Below are 16,700 nucleotides of genomic sequence, written 5' to 3' on the forward strand. Positions count from 1 at the left end.
CGCCCTCCCCGCTTTTTTTCCGCAATTTTTTCGAAGCAGGCTAATCCGACATGCGTCAACTGATCCTCGATACCGAAACTACCGGCCTGAACGCCCGCGGCGGCGACCGGATTCTCGAACTCGGTTGCGTCGAGCTCGTGAACCGCCGGCTGACCGGCAACAACCTGCACTTCTATATCAACCCCGGGCGCGACAGCGATCCGGGCGCGCTCGCGGTGCACGGCCTTACCACGGAATTTTTGAGCGATAAGCCGAAGTTCGCCGAGATCATCGACCAGTTCCGCGATTTCATCCAGGACGCGGATCTGATCATCCACAACGCGCCATTCGACATCGGCTTTCTCGACGCCGAGTTCGCGCTGCTCGGTCTGCCGCCAGTGAGCATGCACTGCGGCGAGATCATCGACACGCTCGCGCAAGCCAAGCAGATGTTCCCCGGCAAGCGCAATTCGCTCGATGCGCTGTGCGACCGCTTCGGCATCAGCAATGCGCACCGTACGCTGCACGGCGCGCTGCTCGACTCGGAACTGCTCGCCGAGGTCTATCTGGCGATGACGCGCGGTCAGGAAAGCCTCGTCATCGACATGCTCGGCGAAGCGCAGGCCGGCGGCGATACGCACGCGCCGCGTGTCGCACTCGACTCGCTCGAACTGGTCGTGATCGCTGCGAGCGACGACGAAAGCACCGCGCACGAAGCCGTACTCGACGATCTCGACAAAGCGCTCAAAGGCGCAAGCGTATGGCGTCTTGAACCCGCGCCGGCAACTGATGAGCAAACTGCTTAAAAAAGACTAGACGAACCCTAAATTCCCTGACATAATTTCGACCTCTTCGGGTGGTTAGCTCAGCGGTAGAGCACTGCCTTCACACGGCAGGGGTCACTGGTTCGATCCCAGTACTACCCACCAGATTCTTGGTGTGTCGATCACCGAAGACAAAAGGGCTTACGCAGCAATGCGTAAGCCCTTTTTCTATTTGCCGGCAAATACGTCGCATGCGCCATACGAGATATCGTTGGCTATAGAACCACGTCGTTCCGTAGGTTGGCGAGCGCCCCGCACTATTGCTATATTCGGCAAACGGGCATTCGCCCGGTCCGGCTCCGTCCGGTTTCTCCATCTTGAACCATCTCAGGGAGGCGCCCCATGTTTGCAGTGCATCGCGCGCTCCCCCGCATGGTTCCACGACCGCCGGCCCGTCCGCCGCGACCGATGCGACCTTGAAGCCGCAGCGTTGTCGCTGATGCGCCGCCGCCTCGGCAGGCGCACCGCGTTCATTCCAGACAGTCCGTTGTTCCGTTGCCGTTGTTTGCCGTCATATTTTTTCGCGCGTTCCCGCGCGGATTCCGGCATCCGCTGGCTGTCTACCCCTTTTTCGCTTCTGACTGGAATCTCGGCGCGCTCGTGCTTCGCCGGGCCCAAAGCAAATGGCTAACAGAAAACTCGACTTTCGCGGACAAGCCTTCAAGGATGTCCTCGGCTTCACCTTCCGTCACTGGGCGCAACAGCCGGGGCGCATCGTCGTGATCGCGGCGCTCGCGCTGTTCACGGCGGGCGCGGACATCCTGACGCCGGTCTTCGCCGGACGTCTCGTCGACGCGATCGCGGCCGGTCCGGCGTCGTCGGCGCCCGTCTGGCATCACGCGCTTGCGGCCTTCGGCGCGCTCGCCGCGCTCGGCCTCACCGCGACGCTGCTGCGCCAGGGCGTGTACTTCAACATCATCCGCTTCACGCTGAAGATGATGAGCGAGATCGCCGCGCGCGCGTTTCATCGCGTGCAGCGCTTTTCGACCGACTGGCACGCGAACAGCTTCGCCGGCTCGACCGTGCGCAAGATCACGCGCGGCATGTGGGCGCTCGACCTGCTGAATGACACGCTGCTGATCGCGCTGCTGCCATCGCTGGTGATGCTGATCGGCGCGACCCTGCTGCTCGGCTCGCGCTGGCCCATGATGGGCAACGTCGTCGGCATCGGCTCGCTGCTGTACATCGGCGTGACCGTGACGGTGTCGCTGGGCTTCGTCGCGCCGTCCGCGCGTCTCGCGAACGCGTGGGACACACGCATGGGCGGCGCGCTCGCCGATGCGGTCAGCTGCAACGGCGTCGTCAAGGCATTCGGCGCGGAAGCGCGCGAGGAAGCGCGCCTCGCGCACGTGATCGGCAAATGGCGGCAACGCACACGCCGCACGTGGGTGCGCGGCACGCTCAACGGCGGCCTCCAGGGCGGCATGCTGGCCGCGATCCAGGCGGCGATTCTCGGCGTGGCGCTACTGCTGTGGGCACGCGGCGAAGCGAGCGTCGGCGACATCACGTTCGCGCTGACGATGTTCTTCATGCTGCAAGGCTATCTGCGTGACATCGGCATGCACATCCGTAACCTGCAGCGCTCGGTCAACGACATGGAGGAACTGGTGTCGCTCGAGAGTCAGTCGCTCGGCGTCGAGGATCGTCCCGGCGCCGGCGCCATCGCGATCCGCGACGGCGAGATCCGCTTCGAGCAGGTGTCGTTTCACTATGGCGCGCACAGCCGGCCGCTCTACGACGACTTTTCCATCCGCATCGCGCCGGGCGAGCGCGTCGGGCTGGTCGGTCATTCCGGCTCGGGCAAGACGACCTTCATCAAGCTGATCCAGCGCCTTCACGACATTTCGGGCGGGCGGATCACGATCGACGGCCAGGACATCGCGCAGGTCCAGCAAGCGTCGCTGCGCAGCCAGATCGCGATCGTCCAGCAGGAGCCGGTACTGTTTCACCGCTCGCTTGCCGAGAACATCGCGTATGGACGGCCCGGCGCGAGCCGCGCCGACATCGAGCGGGCCGCGCGGCTCGCGAGCGCGCACGACTTCATCGCCGCGCTGCCGAACGGCTACGACACGCTGGTCGGCGAACGCGGCATCAAGCTATCGGGCGGCGAGCGTCAACGCGTCGCGATCGCGCGGGCTTTTCTCGCCGACGCGCCGATCCTGATTCTCGACGAAGCCACGTCGAGCCTCGACAGCGAAAGCGAAGTGCTGATCCAGCGCGCGATGGAGCGGCTGATGCAGGGGCGCACGACGCTGGTGGTCGCGCATCGGCTGTCGACGGTGCGCGCGCTCGACCGGCTCCTCGTGCTCGACAAGGGCAAGGTGATCGAGGAAGGCAGCCACGACGCGCTGATCAAACGCGACAACGGCTTGTACCGTCGCTTGTTCGAGCGTCAGGCGCTGGAGCTGATCAAGGGTCTCGGCGAGCCGGAGCTCGTGCGCGAGTCGGCAAAGGTCAAAGCCGACCGGGTCGACGATTCTGGCTTGTTGGTCGGCTAGCGCGACGCAGGCATGCACCAGGCTTCGCGGCAAACGATGCCACGCCTGGCGCCACCAGCCCCTGGCAATAGAAGGCCCGCCGCGCTACACCGCGCCGGCGGGCAACCCGATGCCGCGCGCCATTCCGGTCGCGGCAAACACCATCAGAACCAGCAGCACGGTCTGGATCACGCTGAAATGCGCGTAAGATCGCGCCTTCTTCAGATTCGGCGCCGCGCCGCTGCGGATCGACGCGCGCCAGCGCATCAGGCCGAGCATCGTGGGCACTTCGAGGATCAGGATCAGCACCAGCAACGTCATCTTCACGTGAAAGAGCGGCTGGTGCAGGTAGTAGTCGGCGCCCTTCTCATAGCTACCGAACATGCGCATCAGGCCGGTCACGATCAGCACCAGCGCGGCGATGCCCCAGCGTGAATCGGCGCGGAACACCGAACGCAACGCGGCGGGCACCGATGCGCGACGCAGCGACCACGTGCGTCTGAGAATCGACGCGAGCGCAAAACCATAAGCGAGCAGATGAAGGGCGGCAAGCAACCAGCGAACCAGCATGGCGACTCCTGCGAAAGACGCAATATGATCGATGAGTGTCCCACTCGCCCGCCTGCAGGCCGGGCGCCTTGATTGCATTATCGACGAAGCTTCGCTTCGGGATGCGTGCATCGGCCACGCGATGTGACCGATAGCACAAAACATGCAGCGTCAGACCTGGCGCAGCGTGGTGTCGAGCGCGCGAGCGGCGACGCGATCGCCTTCGGTCGTCAGCGCGGCGCGGAAAACGGTCTGCCGGTTATGACCCGCGGCGGCCGGCGAATCCCACAGCAACTCGACCTTCGGACGTACGCCGAACGCGCTGCGCGCAAGCGAGGGCGCCGCGACCGACCCTATCGGCGCCGCTGACGCGCCGGCCTTGCCCGGCGCGCCGAACGCGACCGCGGGCGCCGGCGTCGCGCTCGCATTGGAACCGCTCGCCCAGCGCACCGACAATTCGCGCGCATCGTATTGCCCCACCTTGCGCCGCTCGGCCCACACGACGACGGTGCGGGTCAGCGGATCGAGCGACACCGCATAGCGGCCGATCGCAAAGCGCCGCGCCGCCACATTGGTGCGCCACAACGGCAGCGGCCGGCAGATCCACAAGACGATCGCATACAGCACCGGCGCCGCGACGAGCCAACCGTTGCTGGCCGCGACCGCCTGCATCGCCCGACGCCAGCCTGCGCTCGCGACGAACGCGCCGACCGACCACACCGCAAACAGAAACCCGAGGAACGCGAACAGGCGCAGCGCCTGACGCAGCCATTGCGGCAACGGATGGAACGGACGCTCCGCGACGGCGCGCGCGCCCGGCAGGAAGATCAGCAGGAACAGAAAAACGAGGTTGATACATGCCCACGGTGAAGACGCCATCGCGGTCAGCGCGGTGGTCAGCTTCATCTCGGACATCGAGGAAAACCAGCGGGCGGCGAGCACGAGACCGATGGCGCGCAACGTAAAAATCGTTCCGGCGCCGGGCGCGGCGTTCGCGCGCGTCTCTTTCGTTCTCGCCAAGGCATCCTCCTGTCGTCGGCGGCACCGCAGCCCAATTTGCGGCACGGCAATTATAGGGATATTACCGAGACTGGCTCGTTCGCGCCGCGCGGAAACCCGTATTTTCAGTTGTGCACCGACGAAAAACGCAGCGCGCATGCAACAACGCCCCGCCGGCGACGTGCCGGCGGGGCGTTCAGAGCAACGAAGGAAGCGTGCAACGGGTTCCTGCCGACAGCGTTTTATCTACCGCGAAACAACCGCGGCGAAACAATCGCCAATCAGCCCGCGTTGACTTCGCGCAGCACCGTGCGATGTTTGCGGCGCAGCAGCTCTTCATAGGTGGCGACGTAGTTCTGCGCCATCACCTTCGACGAGAAGCGCGCCTCGAACGCCTTGCGCACGCCAGCGCGGGGCAGCGTGTGCAGACGTTTGACGGCGGCGACCGCGCTGATTTCGTCCTCGACGACGAAACCCGACACGCCGTTTTCGATCACTTCCGGCACCGAACCGCGATTGAACGCGATCACCGGCGTGCCGCAAGCCATCGCCTCGATCATCACGAGACCGAAGGGCTCCGGCCAGTCGATCGGGAACACCAGTGCGTGCGCATTGCCGAGAAACTCGCGCTTTTCAGCTTCGCCGATTTCGCCGATGTACTCGACGTGCGACAACGACATCAGCGGCTTGATGACTTCTTCGTAGTAGGCACGGTCGGCCTTGTCGATCTTGGCGGCGACCTTGAGCTTCATGCCTGCCTGCCCGGCGATGCGAATCGCCCTGTCAAGCCCCTTCTCCGGCGAGACGCGGCCCAGGAATGCGAGGTAGCCGGGCTCGACGTTGGGAATCGGCTTGAGCACGTCTTCCGGCAAACCGTGATAGACGGTTTGCAGCCAGTGCGCCTGCGGCAGCGGAATGCGCTGGTTGTCCGAGATCGACACGACCGGCACGTCATTGAACGTGTTGAAGATCGGCTGCAGTTCAGGCAGATCGAGACGGCCGTGCAGCGTCGTGACGAACGGCACAGGCTGACGCGCGAACAGCGAGAACGGGTAGTAGTCGATGTGGAAATGCAGCACGTCGAATTCGTCCGCGCGGCGGCGCACTTCTTCGAGCAGCAGCATGTGCGGCGCCATCACGTCGCGGATCGTCGGGTCAAGGCGCAGGGCCTGCGGCCAGAAAGCTTCGAGCTTCGCCGAGGTTTGCGAATCACCGCTTGCAAACAGCGTGACGTCGTGGCCCTGCTCGACCAGCGCCTCGGTCAGATAGGACACCACGCGTTCCGTACCACCGTACAGCTTGGGAGGAACCGCCTCGTGCAGCGGAGCGATTTGAGCGATTCGCATATTGACGAACTCCTAGTAAAAAATCAGGCAAAAGTACTGCATTTGGAAAAAGCGACTCGCTTGCTCGCCAGGGCAGTCTGGCCGGAAATGCCGGCGCGGGCCTGATTCTTTTGAGAAATCCTGCGATGGATCGCTTGGTAACGAGCCCGGACAAGTGGATCAGCGACTGGGCATGTGCGAGTAAACGCGCACGTTGCACCGACGTTGACAAACTGTCAGAAAAATTGCCGGGCTAACGAGCATGCATTATCGATGCCTGGATTGTTGCAGCACCACAGCATTTCAAAGTCTTTACGTTGTTACAAACGCGAAACACTTTGCAAACCCTTGTTTTCAAAGACAGTTCTACAGTATGCACGAGGTTTCGGGAGGCGCGGCGGTACCGTGTCTGTTAGCTCTCGCCCATCAGCGTTGCCGGTAGGAATTGCAAAATTGCCGCAGCGCGGTCGAAGGCAATCTGTAATCATATCTCGAAATTTTCCGCAATCTGCCTGAATGGCCCGTCGGCTGGTGTGTCGGGACGACGCAGATCGCGGAGGTCCATCGCGAAATCAATCGCGTCAAAGCCCCGGATACACAGGGCGCAATCGCCTTTGCATGTTTACAATGCGAAGCATCGGCTTCACGCAGAGCCATGCTTGTCCGTGTGGTCCGCGCATTGCATGCACAACCCGCAACACATCGATCTCAGCTCAATTGGAACACTTGACCATCGCCCAGCGTAACGCCCAGAACGCCAAGCTCGCGAGCTATGCGCACCGGCCACTTGCGTTTCTCTTCCGCTTTATCCGCCGCCATCCGCTCGCGCATGCGATCGTGTTGTGCAGCGTGTTTGCGGCCGTGGGCTGTGCACTCGCTTCGCAGTACGCGATCAAACATCTGATCGACGTGCTCGGCGGCGGCAGGCATCATCCGGGACCGCTGTGGGGCGCGTTCGCGATCCTCGTCGGCCTGATCGCTGCCGACAACCTGTTGTGGCGGATCGGCGGCTGGTTCGCCGCGCACACGTTCGTCGCCGTGACGGGCGATTTGCGGCGCGACCTGTTTCAGTACCTGAGCGGCCACTCGCCGACCTACTACGCCGAAAAGCAGCCCGGCATGCTGGCAAGCCGGATCACCGCGACCTCGAACGCCGTCTACACCGCCGAAAACACCACCGCGTGGAACGTGCTGCCGCCGTGCATCGCGGTGCTCGGCGCGATCGTGATGATCATCGCGGTGAACCCGCTGATGGCCGCCGGCCTGATGCTGTGCTCGGCGATCCTGTCGGTCGTGCTGTACAAGCTCGCGGGCCGCGGTTCCGCGCGTCACCATAATTTCGCGACCAAGGCGGCATCGGTCGACGGCGAGCTTGTCGACGTGATCAGCAATATGGGGCTCGTGCGCGCGTTCGGCATGACGTTCCGCGAACAGCACCGCTTTGCTTCGACGGTCAAGTCGGAAATGGACGCGCGCCAGCAAAGCCTGCTGTACCTGGAAAAGCTGCGTCTGCTGCACGCCGTGGTCACCGCGCTGCTGTCGGCCGGCCTGCTAGGCTGGGCGCTATGGCTGTGGGACCAGGGCCGCGCGACCTCGGGCGACATCGTGCTCGTCAGCTCGCTCGGCTTCACGATCCTGCACGGCACGCGCGATCTCGCCGTCGCGCTCGTCGACGTCACGCAGCACGTCGCGCGACTCGCAGAGGCCGTGCGCACGCTGCTCGAACCGCACGGCATGCCCGATCGCGACGACGCGACCGAACTCGTGCCGCAGGGCGGCCGCGTCACGTTCGACGGCGTCACGTTCGCCTATCCGCGCCGCCGGCCGATTCTCGATCACTTCGACCTCGATATCGAACCGGGTCAGCGCGTCGGGCTGATCGGCAAGTCGGGCGCCGGCAAATCGACCGTGCTCGCGCTGTTGCAGCGCTTCTACGAGACCCAGGGTGGCGCGATCAAGATCGACGGCCAGGACATCGCGTCGATTACCCAGGACAGCCTGCGCCACGCGATCGCGCTGGTGCCCCAGGACATCTCGCTGTTCCATCGCACGGTGTACGAGAACATCGCGTACGGCCGCCCGGACGCGAGCCGCGAGGAAGTGCTCGCCGCCGCGCGCGAGGCGCGTTGCGTGGACTTTATCGAAGCGATGCCGGAAGGCTACGACACGATCGTGGGCGACCGCGGCGTGAAGCTGTCGGGCGGTCAGCGCCAGCGCATCGCAATCGCGCGCGCGATTCTGAAAAACGCGCCGATCCTGCTGCTCGACGAAGCCACGTCCGCGCTCGACAGCGCGTCCGAGGAAGCGATCCAGAAGGCGCTCGACCGCCTGATGGTCGGCCGCACCGTGATCGCGATCGCGCACCGTCTGTCGACGCTGAACAACTTCGACCGGATCATCGTGATGAGCGCCGGCAAGGTCATCGACGACGGCACGCCGGAAGAACTGCGCCAGCGTCCGGGCCTCTATCGCGACCTGCTCTCGAAGCAGTATGGCAAGGGCCAGACGCTGCATATCGGCGGCAAGAAGGTCGACGAACAGCACGTAGCCTGACGCACGCCTGGTCCACGCGCTGCGCATCGCTTGAAAAAAAGCCGCTCCCTGGAGCGGCTTTTTGCTGTCTGGCTCGCGGCCCGGCTTGGCTTAGCCGGTCACGCTCTCGCGCGCCGCCCTCTTGCGCGCGGCGCCCGCCGCACCCGTGGCCGCGTGCGCTTTCCCGCTTCTGGCGCGCTTCGCGCCCTCGACGCTCTGCAGATCGCGCATGAAGTTATCGCGCCACACCGACACGTTGTTCTCGCGCAGCTGCGCCATCATGTCGCGATAGCGCCCCTGGCGCTCGGCGAGCGGCATGTCGAGCGCCCGCGCGAGCGCTTCGGCCATGCCGTCGATATCGACCGGATTGACGATCAGCGCGCCGTCGAGCTCCTGCGCCGCGCCCGCGAAGCGCGACAGCACCAGCACGCCGGGATTCTCCGGATCCTGCGCCGACACGTATTCCTTCGCAACGAGGTTCATGCCGTCGCGCAACGGCGTCACATAGCCGACGTGCGCGGTACGGAACAGCGCCGCCAGCACCGAGCGCTCGTACTGCTTGTGGATGTATAGGATCGGCGTCCAGTCCAGCTCGGCGAAACGTCCGTTGATCCGTCCCGACTCGCCTTCGAGCTGCAGCCGGATGTCTTGATACGCGTGCAGGTCGGCGCGCGTCGGCGGGGCGATCTGCAGGAACGACACTTGGTTGCGCTGCGCGGCCGTATGCTCGAGCAGGCGCTCGAACGCGCGGAATCGCTCGACCAGCCCCTTCGAATAATCGAGCCGGTCGACACTCATGATCAGCTTGCGCGAATGCAGCGTCGCCTTCATCGTGCGCACCGGCTTGCCGCGTTCGCCCGCCTTCGCGAGCTCGGCGACCTCGTCCGGATAGACGCCGATCGGATACGCAGAGGCGCGCAACATGCGGCCGAACGCATGCACACTCAGCGGTCCTTTCGCCGACGCGTCGATCGAGCCGCCCGCCTCGTTGATCACGTAGTCGCAGAACGCGCGCAGATCGGGACCGGTCTGGAAGCCGAGCAGGTCGAACGAACACAGCGCCTCGACGAGCTCGCGATGCGGCGGCACCGTCAACAGCACCTGCGCGGCCGGAAACGGAATGTGCAGAAAAAAACCGATGCGGTTCTTCACGCCTGCCGAGCGCAGCGCCTGAGCGAACGGAATCAGGTGATAGTCGTGCACCCAGATCACGTCGTCCTCGCGCAGGAGCGGCACGAGTTGCTGCGCGAGCCACGCGTTGACGCGGCAGTAGCCTTCGAAGTCGTGCCGGTCGTAATGCAGCAGGTCGGATCGATAGTGGAACGCGGGCCACAGCGTCGCGTTCGAGAAACCACGGTAGTACTGGTCGTAATCGCGGCGCATCAGCGGGACGGTCGCGAAGGTCACCGGACCGCGCTCCTCGAGCTTGATCTGCGGCTGGCCGGAGCTCAGCACGTCGCCGCTCCAGCCGAACCACATGCCGCCGGTCTCCTTCAGCGCGTCGTACACGCCGACCGCCAGACCGCCTGCCGCCGGACCGCCCTCCGAAATAGGCGCCACCCGGTTCGAAACAATGATCAGTCGGCTCATGAAGCGCGATTCCCGATGCAGTATGTTGTTTTCGTTGAACGGGGCCGCCGGCGTCATGCGCCGCGCGCCGCCGCGACGATGGTTTCGAGCCAGTCGAGCAGCGACGACACCGATTCGACGCGCGTGTGCGCCATCGTTTCGCCCGCGCCGACCTTGATCGACAGACCGCCGCGCTCGTTGACGACCGCGAAGCCCTTCTCGTCGGTCAGATCGTCGCCGGCGAATATCGGCGTGCGGCCGGTGAACGGCAGCTCGTCGAGGAACGCGCGCGTCGCGCGGCCCTTGTCGACGTCCTTCGGCTTGATCTCGTAGACCATCTTGCCGGGCTGCAGCACGTAAGAAGCGGGGTAATCGGCGACGAGCCGCTCGGTCGCCTCGCGCGCGACCGGCTCGCGGTCCGGCGCGTTGCGGTAGTGCAGCGCGAGCGCCGCGCCCTTGATCTCGAGCAGCATGCCCGGATGTTCGTTGACGACCTGCGCGAGCACCTGCTCCATGCGCAACAGGCGCTCGTCGTGAAAGCCGATGCGCTGCGTGTCGCCATTCGCATCGCGCCGCTCGGCGCCGTGCAGACCCGCGACCGGCAGGTCCGGCATGCCGAGAAAACTGTCGATGCTGTCGATGCCGCGCCCCGACACCACCGCGACCGCGCCATTCGTCAGACTGCGCAGTTCGCGCAGCAGGTCGATCACGCGCGGCTGCACCAGCACGCCCTCCGGTGTGGGGGCGAGTTCGACGAGCGTGCCATCGAAGTCGAAGAAAAATGCCGTCTCGCTCGGAGACAGAACAGCCGGAAGTGCTTGCATCGCCTAGGTTCGCCTTTCAGCCATCTATGGCCGGAAAAGTGTGCGCATCTTACCGCGCATCCGTCAATTTTTCGAGAAAGTAAGCTGGGACTCAAGCCCGATGGGCGATCGATCCATCCGCTTCTGTCGATTGCGTTCAAAAGCGCAACGATCGGGCTTCAACCGGCTTTCAGCAAGCTGCGTCAAATTGACCCGCAAATCGTGCGCCCGGCGCGCTGCGCGACGCTGGCGCCAATTTTGCGCTACAGTCGCTGCCACGCGGACCGTCGGCGTGATGGACATCGTTGCACGCTCTTGCTCAATCGCGTGTCGCGCGCGAATCTTGCGCGGCATGATCGGGCGACGGTGCGGCCCCCTGCTCCATCGATTCGTGTTGCCTGCTCTTCAATCGAGTCATTGAACCCTGCTTTGTTCCCGATCCTGCCACCCCAGCGCCCGCGGCCGAACCTGTCCCGCTCACGACCCAAGCGACTCACGCACCGCTTGATGCACGGGTTGGCACGCCGGTTTGCGGCGGCAACTGCGCTGGGCATGCTGGTCGCGCTCGCCGCGCTGACCGGTTGCACACAGCGCGCCGAGCCGTGGCAGTTGACCAACGTGACCGGCCACCTGCCGGATCTGGACTTCACCTTGACCGACGACACCGGCCGTCCCGTCAACGCCGCGTCGTTCAGGGGCCGCACGTCGCTGGTTTACTTCGGCTACACGCATTGCCCGGACGTCTGTCCCGAAACGATGGGCCGTCTGATGCAGGTGCTCGGCAAGCTCGGTCCCGATGCGCAGAAAGTGCGCATTCTGTTCATCACCGTCGATCCCGCGCGCGACACGCCGCGGGCCTTACACGACTATGTCGGCGCGTTCGACGCACAGCACGCCGAAGGGCTGACCGGCACCGACTGGCAGATCGAGTCGCTGGCCAAGCGCTATCGTGTCGCTTATCAGATGGAAAAGCGCGACTCGAACGGCAACTACGAGGTCACGCACAGCTCCGCCGTCTATGTGTTCGACAGCCGGGGCCACGCGCGCCTGCTCGCCACCGATCACGACACGCCCGATGCGATCGCGCAGGACCTGCGCCGCATCATCGATGACCAATCCTGATTCTTCTTTGATCCCACTCCATTCCATCATGACGATCAAGCTCAAACCAATCGCCTCCCTCGCCTGCGCGCTCGCGCTGTCACTCGGCGCCGCGTCGGCCGCGCAAGCGGCCGATGCTCACGCGATCAGCATCAAGGACGCGTGGGTGCGCTGGCTGCCGAACAACCTGCCCGCGGCCGGCTATGCGACGCTCGTCAACGCGAGCGACAAGCCGATCGACCTCGTCGATGTATCGAGCGACGACTACGGCGATGCGATGCTGCATCAAACCGTATCGAACGGTTCGACGCAGAAGATGGTGATGGTCGACAAGCTGTCGGTGCCCGCGCATGGCCAGGTCGCGATCGCGCCGGGCGGCTATCACGTGATGCTCGAGGACGCGAAGCAGAAGGTCGCGCCGGGCGACACCGTGCGTCTGACGCTGAAGTTCTCCGACGGCGAAACAGTGAGCGCGCCGTTCGCGGTCAAGTCGCCGGGCCAGACCAGGTAAGCGGCACGACGAGCCGCCGCCACCGCACGCGCCATCGCCATGAACCTGCTCTACTGGCTCGATCCCTGGGAGTTTTCGCCGACCGTCGTGATCGCGTTGCTGATCCCCGCGATCCTGTTCGTGCGCGGCGCACGCAAGGCGCGGCTGTCGTTCGCGCGGCGTCTGTCATTCTGGTTCGGGCTGCTCGCGCTGTATGTCGTGCTGCATACGCGGCTCGATTATTTCTTCGAGCATGAATTCTTCATGCATCGCTTGCAGCATCTGGTGCTGCATCATCTCGGGCCGTTCTTCATTGCGCTGTCGTATCCGGGCGCGGCGTTGCGCGCGGGAATTCCGTTGCGCTGGCGACAGCGCTTCGTGCGGCCCGCGCTGCAAACACCGCTCGTGCGCACGGCGCTCGACGTCGTCATGCACCCGGTCGTCGCGGTCACGCTATTCGTCGGGCTGATCTATTTCTGGCTGCTGTCGCCGATCCATTTCGTCGCGATGCTCGACTGGCGGCTCTATCGCGTCATGAACTGGAGCATGGCGATCGACGGCCTGCTGTTCTGGTGGCTCGTACTCGATCCGCGTCCGGCGCCGCCCGCGCGTCTGTCTCCGGGCAAGCGCGTGCTCGTCGTGATCGCGGCGATTCCGCCGCAGATCGTTCTCGGCGCATTCATCTTTTTTACGACGCACGAGTTGTATCCGATCTACTCGATCTGCGGCCGCGCGTTCACGTGGCTGAGCCCGATGCGCGATCAGCAGATCGGCGGGCTCCTGCTATGGATTCCGGGTTCGATGATGAGCGTGGTCGGCGCGCTGATCGCGCTGCGTCACTGGATGCGGCTGTCGTCTCGCGGACGCCTGCGCGCCGAGCGGCATGCAAAAGCGGCGCGCGGGCTCACGCATGCGGCGTCGACGACCACGAACGTGCCCCGCTGACCCGTTCGCGTTCACAGCGCGCGCATCCACACATGCGGGATGCCGTCTTCGTCGTGAATCTCCGAGATCGGCATGAAGCCGAACGCACCGTAAAAACCTTGCAGATGCGCCTGCGCGTGCAGACGGATCGGCGTATCGGGCCACTGCGCACGGATTTGCGCGAGCGAGCGTTCGAGCATCGCATTGCCGAGACCGATGCCGCGAAACGGCGCGGTCGTCAACACCCGGCCGATGCGCACATCGGCATCCGCCGCATCGGGCAACAACACGCGCAGATAGCCGGCCAACGGCGGCAGCGCCGCACCGTCGCCGGTGCCATACGCAAGCAGATGCCAGGCTTCGACGTCGAACCCATCGATATCGCCATACACGCAGTTCTGTTCGACGACGAACACCGCGCTGCGGGCGGCCAGCATCTCATAGACTTCGACGCTCGTGAGGTTCCCGAACGGCTTCCAGCGCCATTCGAGCTGGGCGAGCCGCCCGGCGGCGGTGTGTTGCGGTTCAGTCATCGGTAGCTTTCAGGGTCAATGCGCGACAGCGCGGGCAACGATCCGCAATTATGCCGCGCGCCTCGTCATCGAGCATGCGCAGGCCTGGCATCCGGGCGGTCGACACGGCTGTCTTCAGTCGCGAAAGCCGCGCACGCGTTCAGAACACCGCTTGCACGGGTCGCGCGAGACAGTCGGGGAGATTGCCGGGGCCGCATAGATGCAGCGCGCCGACGACCACCAGCGTGCGCTCGCGAACGTCCAGCAACTCGCTCAGCCGCGCGGCCCACGCGCGATTGCGCACGTCGAGAATCGCCAGACGGATGCCGGCCAGATTGAACATCGGCGCTTCGACGGCGATTTGCTGTATCGCGTGCAGATCGCCCTCCAGCCACGCCGCGTGCATCCGCTCGAGCGTGCGCTGCGGTTCGCCGCGGTCGGCCATCAGCATGTCGAGCGCCGCGGCAATGGCTTCGAGCGGAATCGATTCGAGCGCGACTGCGACGTCCCGCGCGGACTCGAGATAGCGATACGGCTTCGCCTGCGCGAGCGCCGAGCGCAACATGCGCGGCTCGACACCCTCGCCGACCTGCTGCAGCAGCGTCGGCGCGACGATCAGCGCGGCCCACGGACGCAGTGTTTCAAGCGGCGCGAGCAGGCCATCGGTCGGCCACAGCGCCTGCAGTTGCCTCTAGGCGACGCCGTCCGAACTCTTCACGAATAGCGCGTTGGGCCTGATCACGAATACGATCAACGGGCAATCGCTGTATAGCCCGCAGGCAAACTGGCAAGCAGGCGCTGCCTACATCAAGGTGGTGCGGCAAATGGTCGGAGACGAGTTGTACACCTACGATTGCATCTCACCGGCTACGACAGGCAGTAGTCCGACGCCCTGCTCGTCACGTTGCAAGGCGTTCGCGCATGGGTGGCCAACAGCGTGCTCGGGGGTAGCACGACCGACTATCGCGTGTATTACCAGAACAACGGCGGCATCTACGCGGGTTACATGATCAGGAGCGGCACAACGATGCAGATAGCACCGCTCGGAGGCGGTACGCCGCAAGAGCACTACTGCTTCCTGAACACCGCTGCCGTGCAGTCAATCAAATCCGCGCTCAATTTCTGATCGATTCGGAGGAACGTCTGCGGCACGCAGTCGGATCGACCGCTCCGCTCACCTTGATGACGACGATCGACAAGGCTGGCGAAGAGAGAAACAGAAAAAGAAAAGCCCCGACAAGTCGGGGCTTTCGCTTTACATCAAAGACTGGAGGCGCGAGCCGGAGTCGAACCGGCCTAAACGGCTTTGCAGGCCGCTGCATAACCGCTTTGCTATCGCGCCACAAGCGGACTGGAACCTGGACACGGGTTCGCAGATTTATCTGGTGATAACCAGAAGAACCGAAGCTCTGGAAGTTCAGAACGAGCGGCCTTCCAAACAAAAAGGGAAGCGCTGCTTCCCCTGATGTATGGAGCGGGAGACGAGGCTCGAACTCGCGACCTCAACCTTGGCAAGGTTGCGCTCTACCAACTGAGCTACTCCCGCATTGAACTGCTTCACCGCGCTGCCTTTTTTACTTCGCCAAACAACGCGATGCTTCGAATACTGGAGCGGGAAACGAGGCTCGAACTCGCGACCTCAACCTTGGCAAGGTTGCGCTCTACCAACTGAGCTATTCCCGCGTTGTGCTGCATTTACTGCGTCTCCGGTGTTTCGCGTTGCTCGCATCGGAGAAACGAGATTATGGAGAATCGACTGAAACGTGTCAACCCCTTTGCCCGTCTGTGTTAAAGAAAATATTTCTCTCGTAGTAGTGCGGGGTTCGAACACACTTTTGCGCCCCGTGCTCTTCTATTCACACCGTCACGCAATGCCGCCGCGCTCGCGAATCTGCGGCCACGCGAGCTTCATGTAGTACAGCATCGACCAGATCGTCAGGAACGCAGCCAGATAGATCAGCCACAGGCCCCACACGCGCGTGTCGACCGTCACGCCGCCACCGAGCGGCAGCGGGCCATAGAACAGCAGCATCGGAATCGCGACCATCTGGCAAGCGGTCTTGAACTTGCCGAGCGAGTTCACCGCGACGCTCTTCGACGCACCGATCTGCGCCATCCATTCGCGTAGCGCCGAGATCGCGATTTCACGTCCGACGATCACGAGCGCGATCGCGGAATCGATCCGCGTGAGTTGGACGAGCACGAGCAGCGCCGCGGTCACCATCAGCTTGTCGGCGACCGGATCGAGAAACGCGCCGAATGCCGAGGTCTGATTCCATTTGCGGGCCAGAAAGCCGTCGAACCAGTCGGTGAGCGCCGCCAGGATGAAGATCGTCGCGGCCGCGAGATTGCGGTGCGCGAGGCTCATCATCATGTCGGGCAAATAGAACACACCGACGACGAGCGGAATCAGCACGATCCGCAGCCAGGTCAGGAATATCGGGAAATTAAACGGCATGGGGCAGGCGCAGCGTCTGACGAGTGAGTTGCAATTGTGCCGTGTCACAGGGCCTGCCACAAGCAAGCGCGCCCTGGCATGGCCGCTCGGGGGCGGCAAGCGAGCCGCCCCCGGCGCGTGGGTCGCAGCCAGCGCATCCGCAGCGCGACGCCGCGGGT

15 protein-coding genes, 4 tRNA genes and 1 pseudogene are annotated in these 16,700 nt (G+C 64.2%); 8 read left to right on the forward strand and 12 right to left on the reverse strand.

Going from position 1 to position 16,700, the window contains the following annotated elements:
• Positions 1–50 precede the first annotated feature (50 nt).
• From dnaQ to OKW26_RS28550, 3 genes are all read left to right on the forward strand, one after another.
• Positions 51–785, forward strand: coding sequence for a DNA polymerase III subunit epsilon (gene dnaQ, locus OKW26_RS28540; protein ID WP_184061433.1), 735 nt, complete (start codon positions 51–53; stop codon positions 783–785).
• A 48-nt stretch (positions 786–833) separates the two neighbouring features.
• Positions 834–908: transfer RNA gene (locus OKW26_RS28545), tRNA-Val, on the forward strand.
• A 518-nt stretch (positions 909–1,426) separates the two neighbouring features.
• The gene (locus OKW26_RS28550) at positions 1,427–3,301 is read left to right on the forward strand and encodes an ABC transporter ATP-binding protein (RefSeq protein WP_429355895.1); all 1,875 of its coding nucleotides are present in this window, start codon (positions 1,427–1,429) and stop codon (positions 3,299–3,301) included.
• A gap of 84 nt (positions 3,302–3,385) precedes the next feature.
• On the opposite strand, the gene OKW26_RS28555 is transcribed toward OKW26_RS28550, so the two are convergent.
• The 3 genes from OKW26_RS28555 to OKW26_RS28565 form a co-directional block, all read right to left on the reverse strand.
• Positions 3,386–3,850 carry a DUF2214 family protein gene (locus OKW26_RS28555; RefSeq protein ID WP_184006244.1) on the reverse strand — a complete coding sequence of 155 codons (465 nt, stop codon included), beginning with the start codon at positions 3,848–3,850 and terminating at the stop codon, positions 3,386–3,388.
• A gap of 150 nt (positions 3,851–4,000) precedes the next feature.
• Positions 4,001–4,849 (reverse strand): hypothetical protein, encoded by an 849-nt coding sequence (locus OKW26_RS28560; RefSeq protein ID WP_429355896.1) that lies wholly within the window; start codon positions 4,847–4,849, stop codon positions 4,001–4,003.
• A 260-nt stretch (positions 4,850–5,109) separates the two neighbouring features.
• Complete coding sequence (locus OKW26_RS28565; RefSeq protein WP_090801132.1) at positions 5,110–6,174, reverse strand: glycosyltransferase family 4 protein; 1,065 nt, start codon at positions 6,172–6,174, stop codon at positions 5,110–5,112.
• Between the two features lie 696 nt (positions 6,175–6,870).
• On the opposite strand from OKW26_RS28565, the gene OKW26_RS28570 reads away from it, so the two are divergent.
• Entirely contained in the window at positions 6,871–8,706 is a 1,836-nt protein-coding gene (locus OKW26_RS28570) for an ABC transporter ATP-binding protein (protein ID WP_184061429.1), read from the forward strand.
• A gap of 90 nt (positions 8,707–8,796) precedes the next feature.
• On the opposite strand, the gene otsA is transcribed toward OKW26_RS28570, so the two are convergent.
• The 3 genes from otsA to OKW26_RS28585 form a co-directional block, all read right to left on the reverse strand.
• Positions 8,797–10,275 carry an alpha,alpha-trehalose-phosphate synthase (UDP-forming) gene (otsA, locus tag OKW26_RS28575; protein WP_429355897.1) on the reverse strand — a complete coding sequence of 493 codons (1,479 nt, stop codon included), beginning with the start codon at positions 10,273–10,275 and terminating at the stop codon, positions 8,797–8,799.
• Between the two features lie 53 nt (positions 10,276–10,328).
• Positions 10,329–11,078 (reverse strand): trehalose-phosphatase, encoded by a 750-nt coding sequence (gene otsB / locus OKW26_RS28580; RefSeq protein WP_429355898.1) that lies wholly within the window; start codon positions 11,076–11,078, stop codon positions 10,329–10,331.
• Between the two features lie 63 nt (positions 11,079–11,141).
• Entirely contained in the window at positions 11,142–11,360 is a 219-nt protein-coding gene (locus OKW26_RS28585) for a hypothetical protein (protein WP_429355899.1), read from the reverse strand.
• 204 nt (positions 11,361–11,564) lie between these two features.
• Here OKW26_RS28585 and OKW26_RS28590 point away from each other — a divergent pair, with 204 nt between their 5' ends.
• Genes OKW26_RS28590 through OKW26_RS28600 form a run of 3 tightly spaced genes read left to right on the forward strand, consistent with a single transcriptional unit; the run spans position 11,565 to position 13,593 of the window.
• Positions 11,565–12,179: an SCO family protein gene (locus OKW26_RS28590; RefSeq protein WP_429355900.1), complete on the forward strand. Its 615-nt coding sequence runs from the start codon at positions 11,565–11,567 to the stop codon at positions 12,177–12,179.
• A 28-nt stretch (positions 12,180–12,207) separates the two neighbouring features.
• Positions 12,208–12,669 carry a copper chaperone PCu(A)C gene (locus tag OKW26_RS28595; protein ID WP_429355901.1) on the forward strand — a complete coding sequence of 154 codons (462 nt, stop codon included), beginning with the start codon at positions 12,208–12,210 and terminating at the stop codon, positions 12,667–12,669.
• A 39-nt stretch (positions 12,670–12,708) separates the two neighbouring features.
• On the forward strand, positions 12,709–13,593 hold the full coding sequence (locus OKW26_RS28600; protein ID WP_429355902.1) for a cytochrome c oxidase assembly protein: 885 nt from the start codon (positions 12,709–12,711) through the stop codon (positions 13,591–13,593).
• Between the two features lie 11 nt (positions 13,594–13,604).
• On the opposite strand, the gene OKW26_RS28605 is transcribed toward OKW26_RS28600, so the two are convergent.
• Together OKW26_RS28605 and OKW26_RS28610 are read right to left on the reverse strand one after the other, a co-directional pair.
• On the reverse strand, positions 13,605–14,105 hold the full coding sequence (locus OKW26_RS28605; RefSeq protein WP_429355903.1) for a GNAT family N-acetyltransferase: 501 nt from the start codon (positions 14,103–14,105) through the stop codon (positions 13,605–13,607).
• Between the two features lie 139 nt (positions 14,106–14,244).
• Positions 14,245–14,772, reverse strand: a pseudogene (locus OKW26_RS28610) (TraB/GumN family protein); the annotation flags it as partial.
• A gap of 237 nt (positions 14,773–15,009) precedes the next feature.
• On the opposite strand from OKW26_RS28610, the gene OKW26_RS28615 reads away from it, so the two are divergent.
• Positions 15,010–15,210 carry a hypothetical protein gene (locus tag OKW26_RS28615; protein WP_429355904.1) on the forward strand — a complete coding sequence of 67 codons (201 nt, stop codon included), beginning with the start codon at positions 15,010–15,012 and terminating at the stop codon, positions 15,208–15,210.
• A gap of 142 nt (positions 15,211–15,352) precedes the next feature.
• Here the strand turns inward: OKW26_RS28615 and OKW26_RS28620 are convergent.
• The 4 genes from OKW26_RS28620 to pgsA form a co-directional block, all read right to left on the reverse strand.
• Positions 15,353–15,426: transfer RNA gene (locus OKW26_RS28620), tRNA-Cys, on the reverse strand.
• A 128-nt stretch (positions 15,427–15,554) separates the two neighbouring features.
• A tRNA-Gly gene (locus OKW26_RS28625) sits at positions 15,555–15,630 on the reverse strand.
• 61 nt (positions 15,631–15,691) lie between these two features.
• Positions 15,692–15,767 (reverse strand) — tRNA-Gly (locus OKW26_RS28630).
• A 181-nt stretch (positions 15,768–15,948) separates the two neighbouring features.
• Positions 15,949–16,542: a CDP-diacylglycerol--glycerol-3-phosphate 3-phosphatidyltransferase gene (pgsA, locus tag OKW26_RS28635; RefSeq protein WP_184061423.1), complete on the reverse strand. Its 594-nt coding sequence runs from the start codon at positions 16,540–16,542 to the stop codon at positions 15,949–15,951.
• Positions 16,543–16,700 lie beyond the last annotated feature (158 nt).

This window comes from Paraburkholderia sp. 32, from assembly GCF_050435345.1.
GTDB classification, from domain to species: domain Bacteria; phylum Pseudomonadota; class Gammaproteobacteria; order Burkholderiales; family Burkholderiaceae; genus Paraburkholderia; species Paraburkholderia tuberum.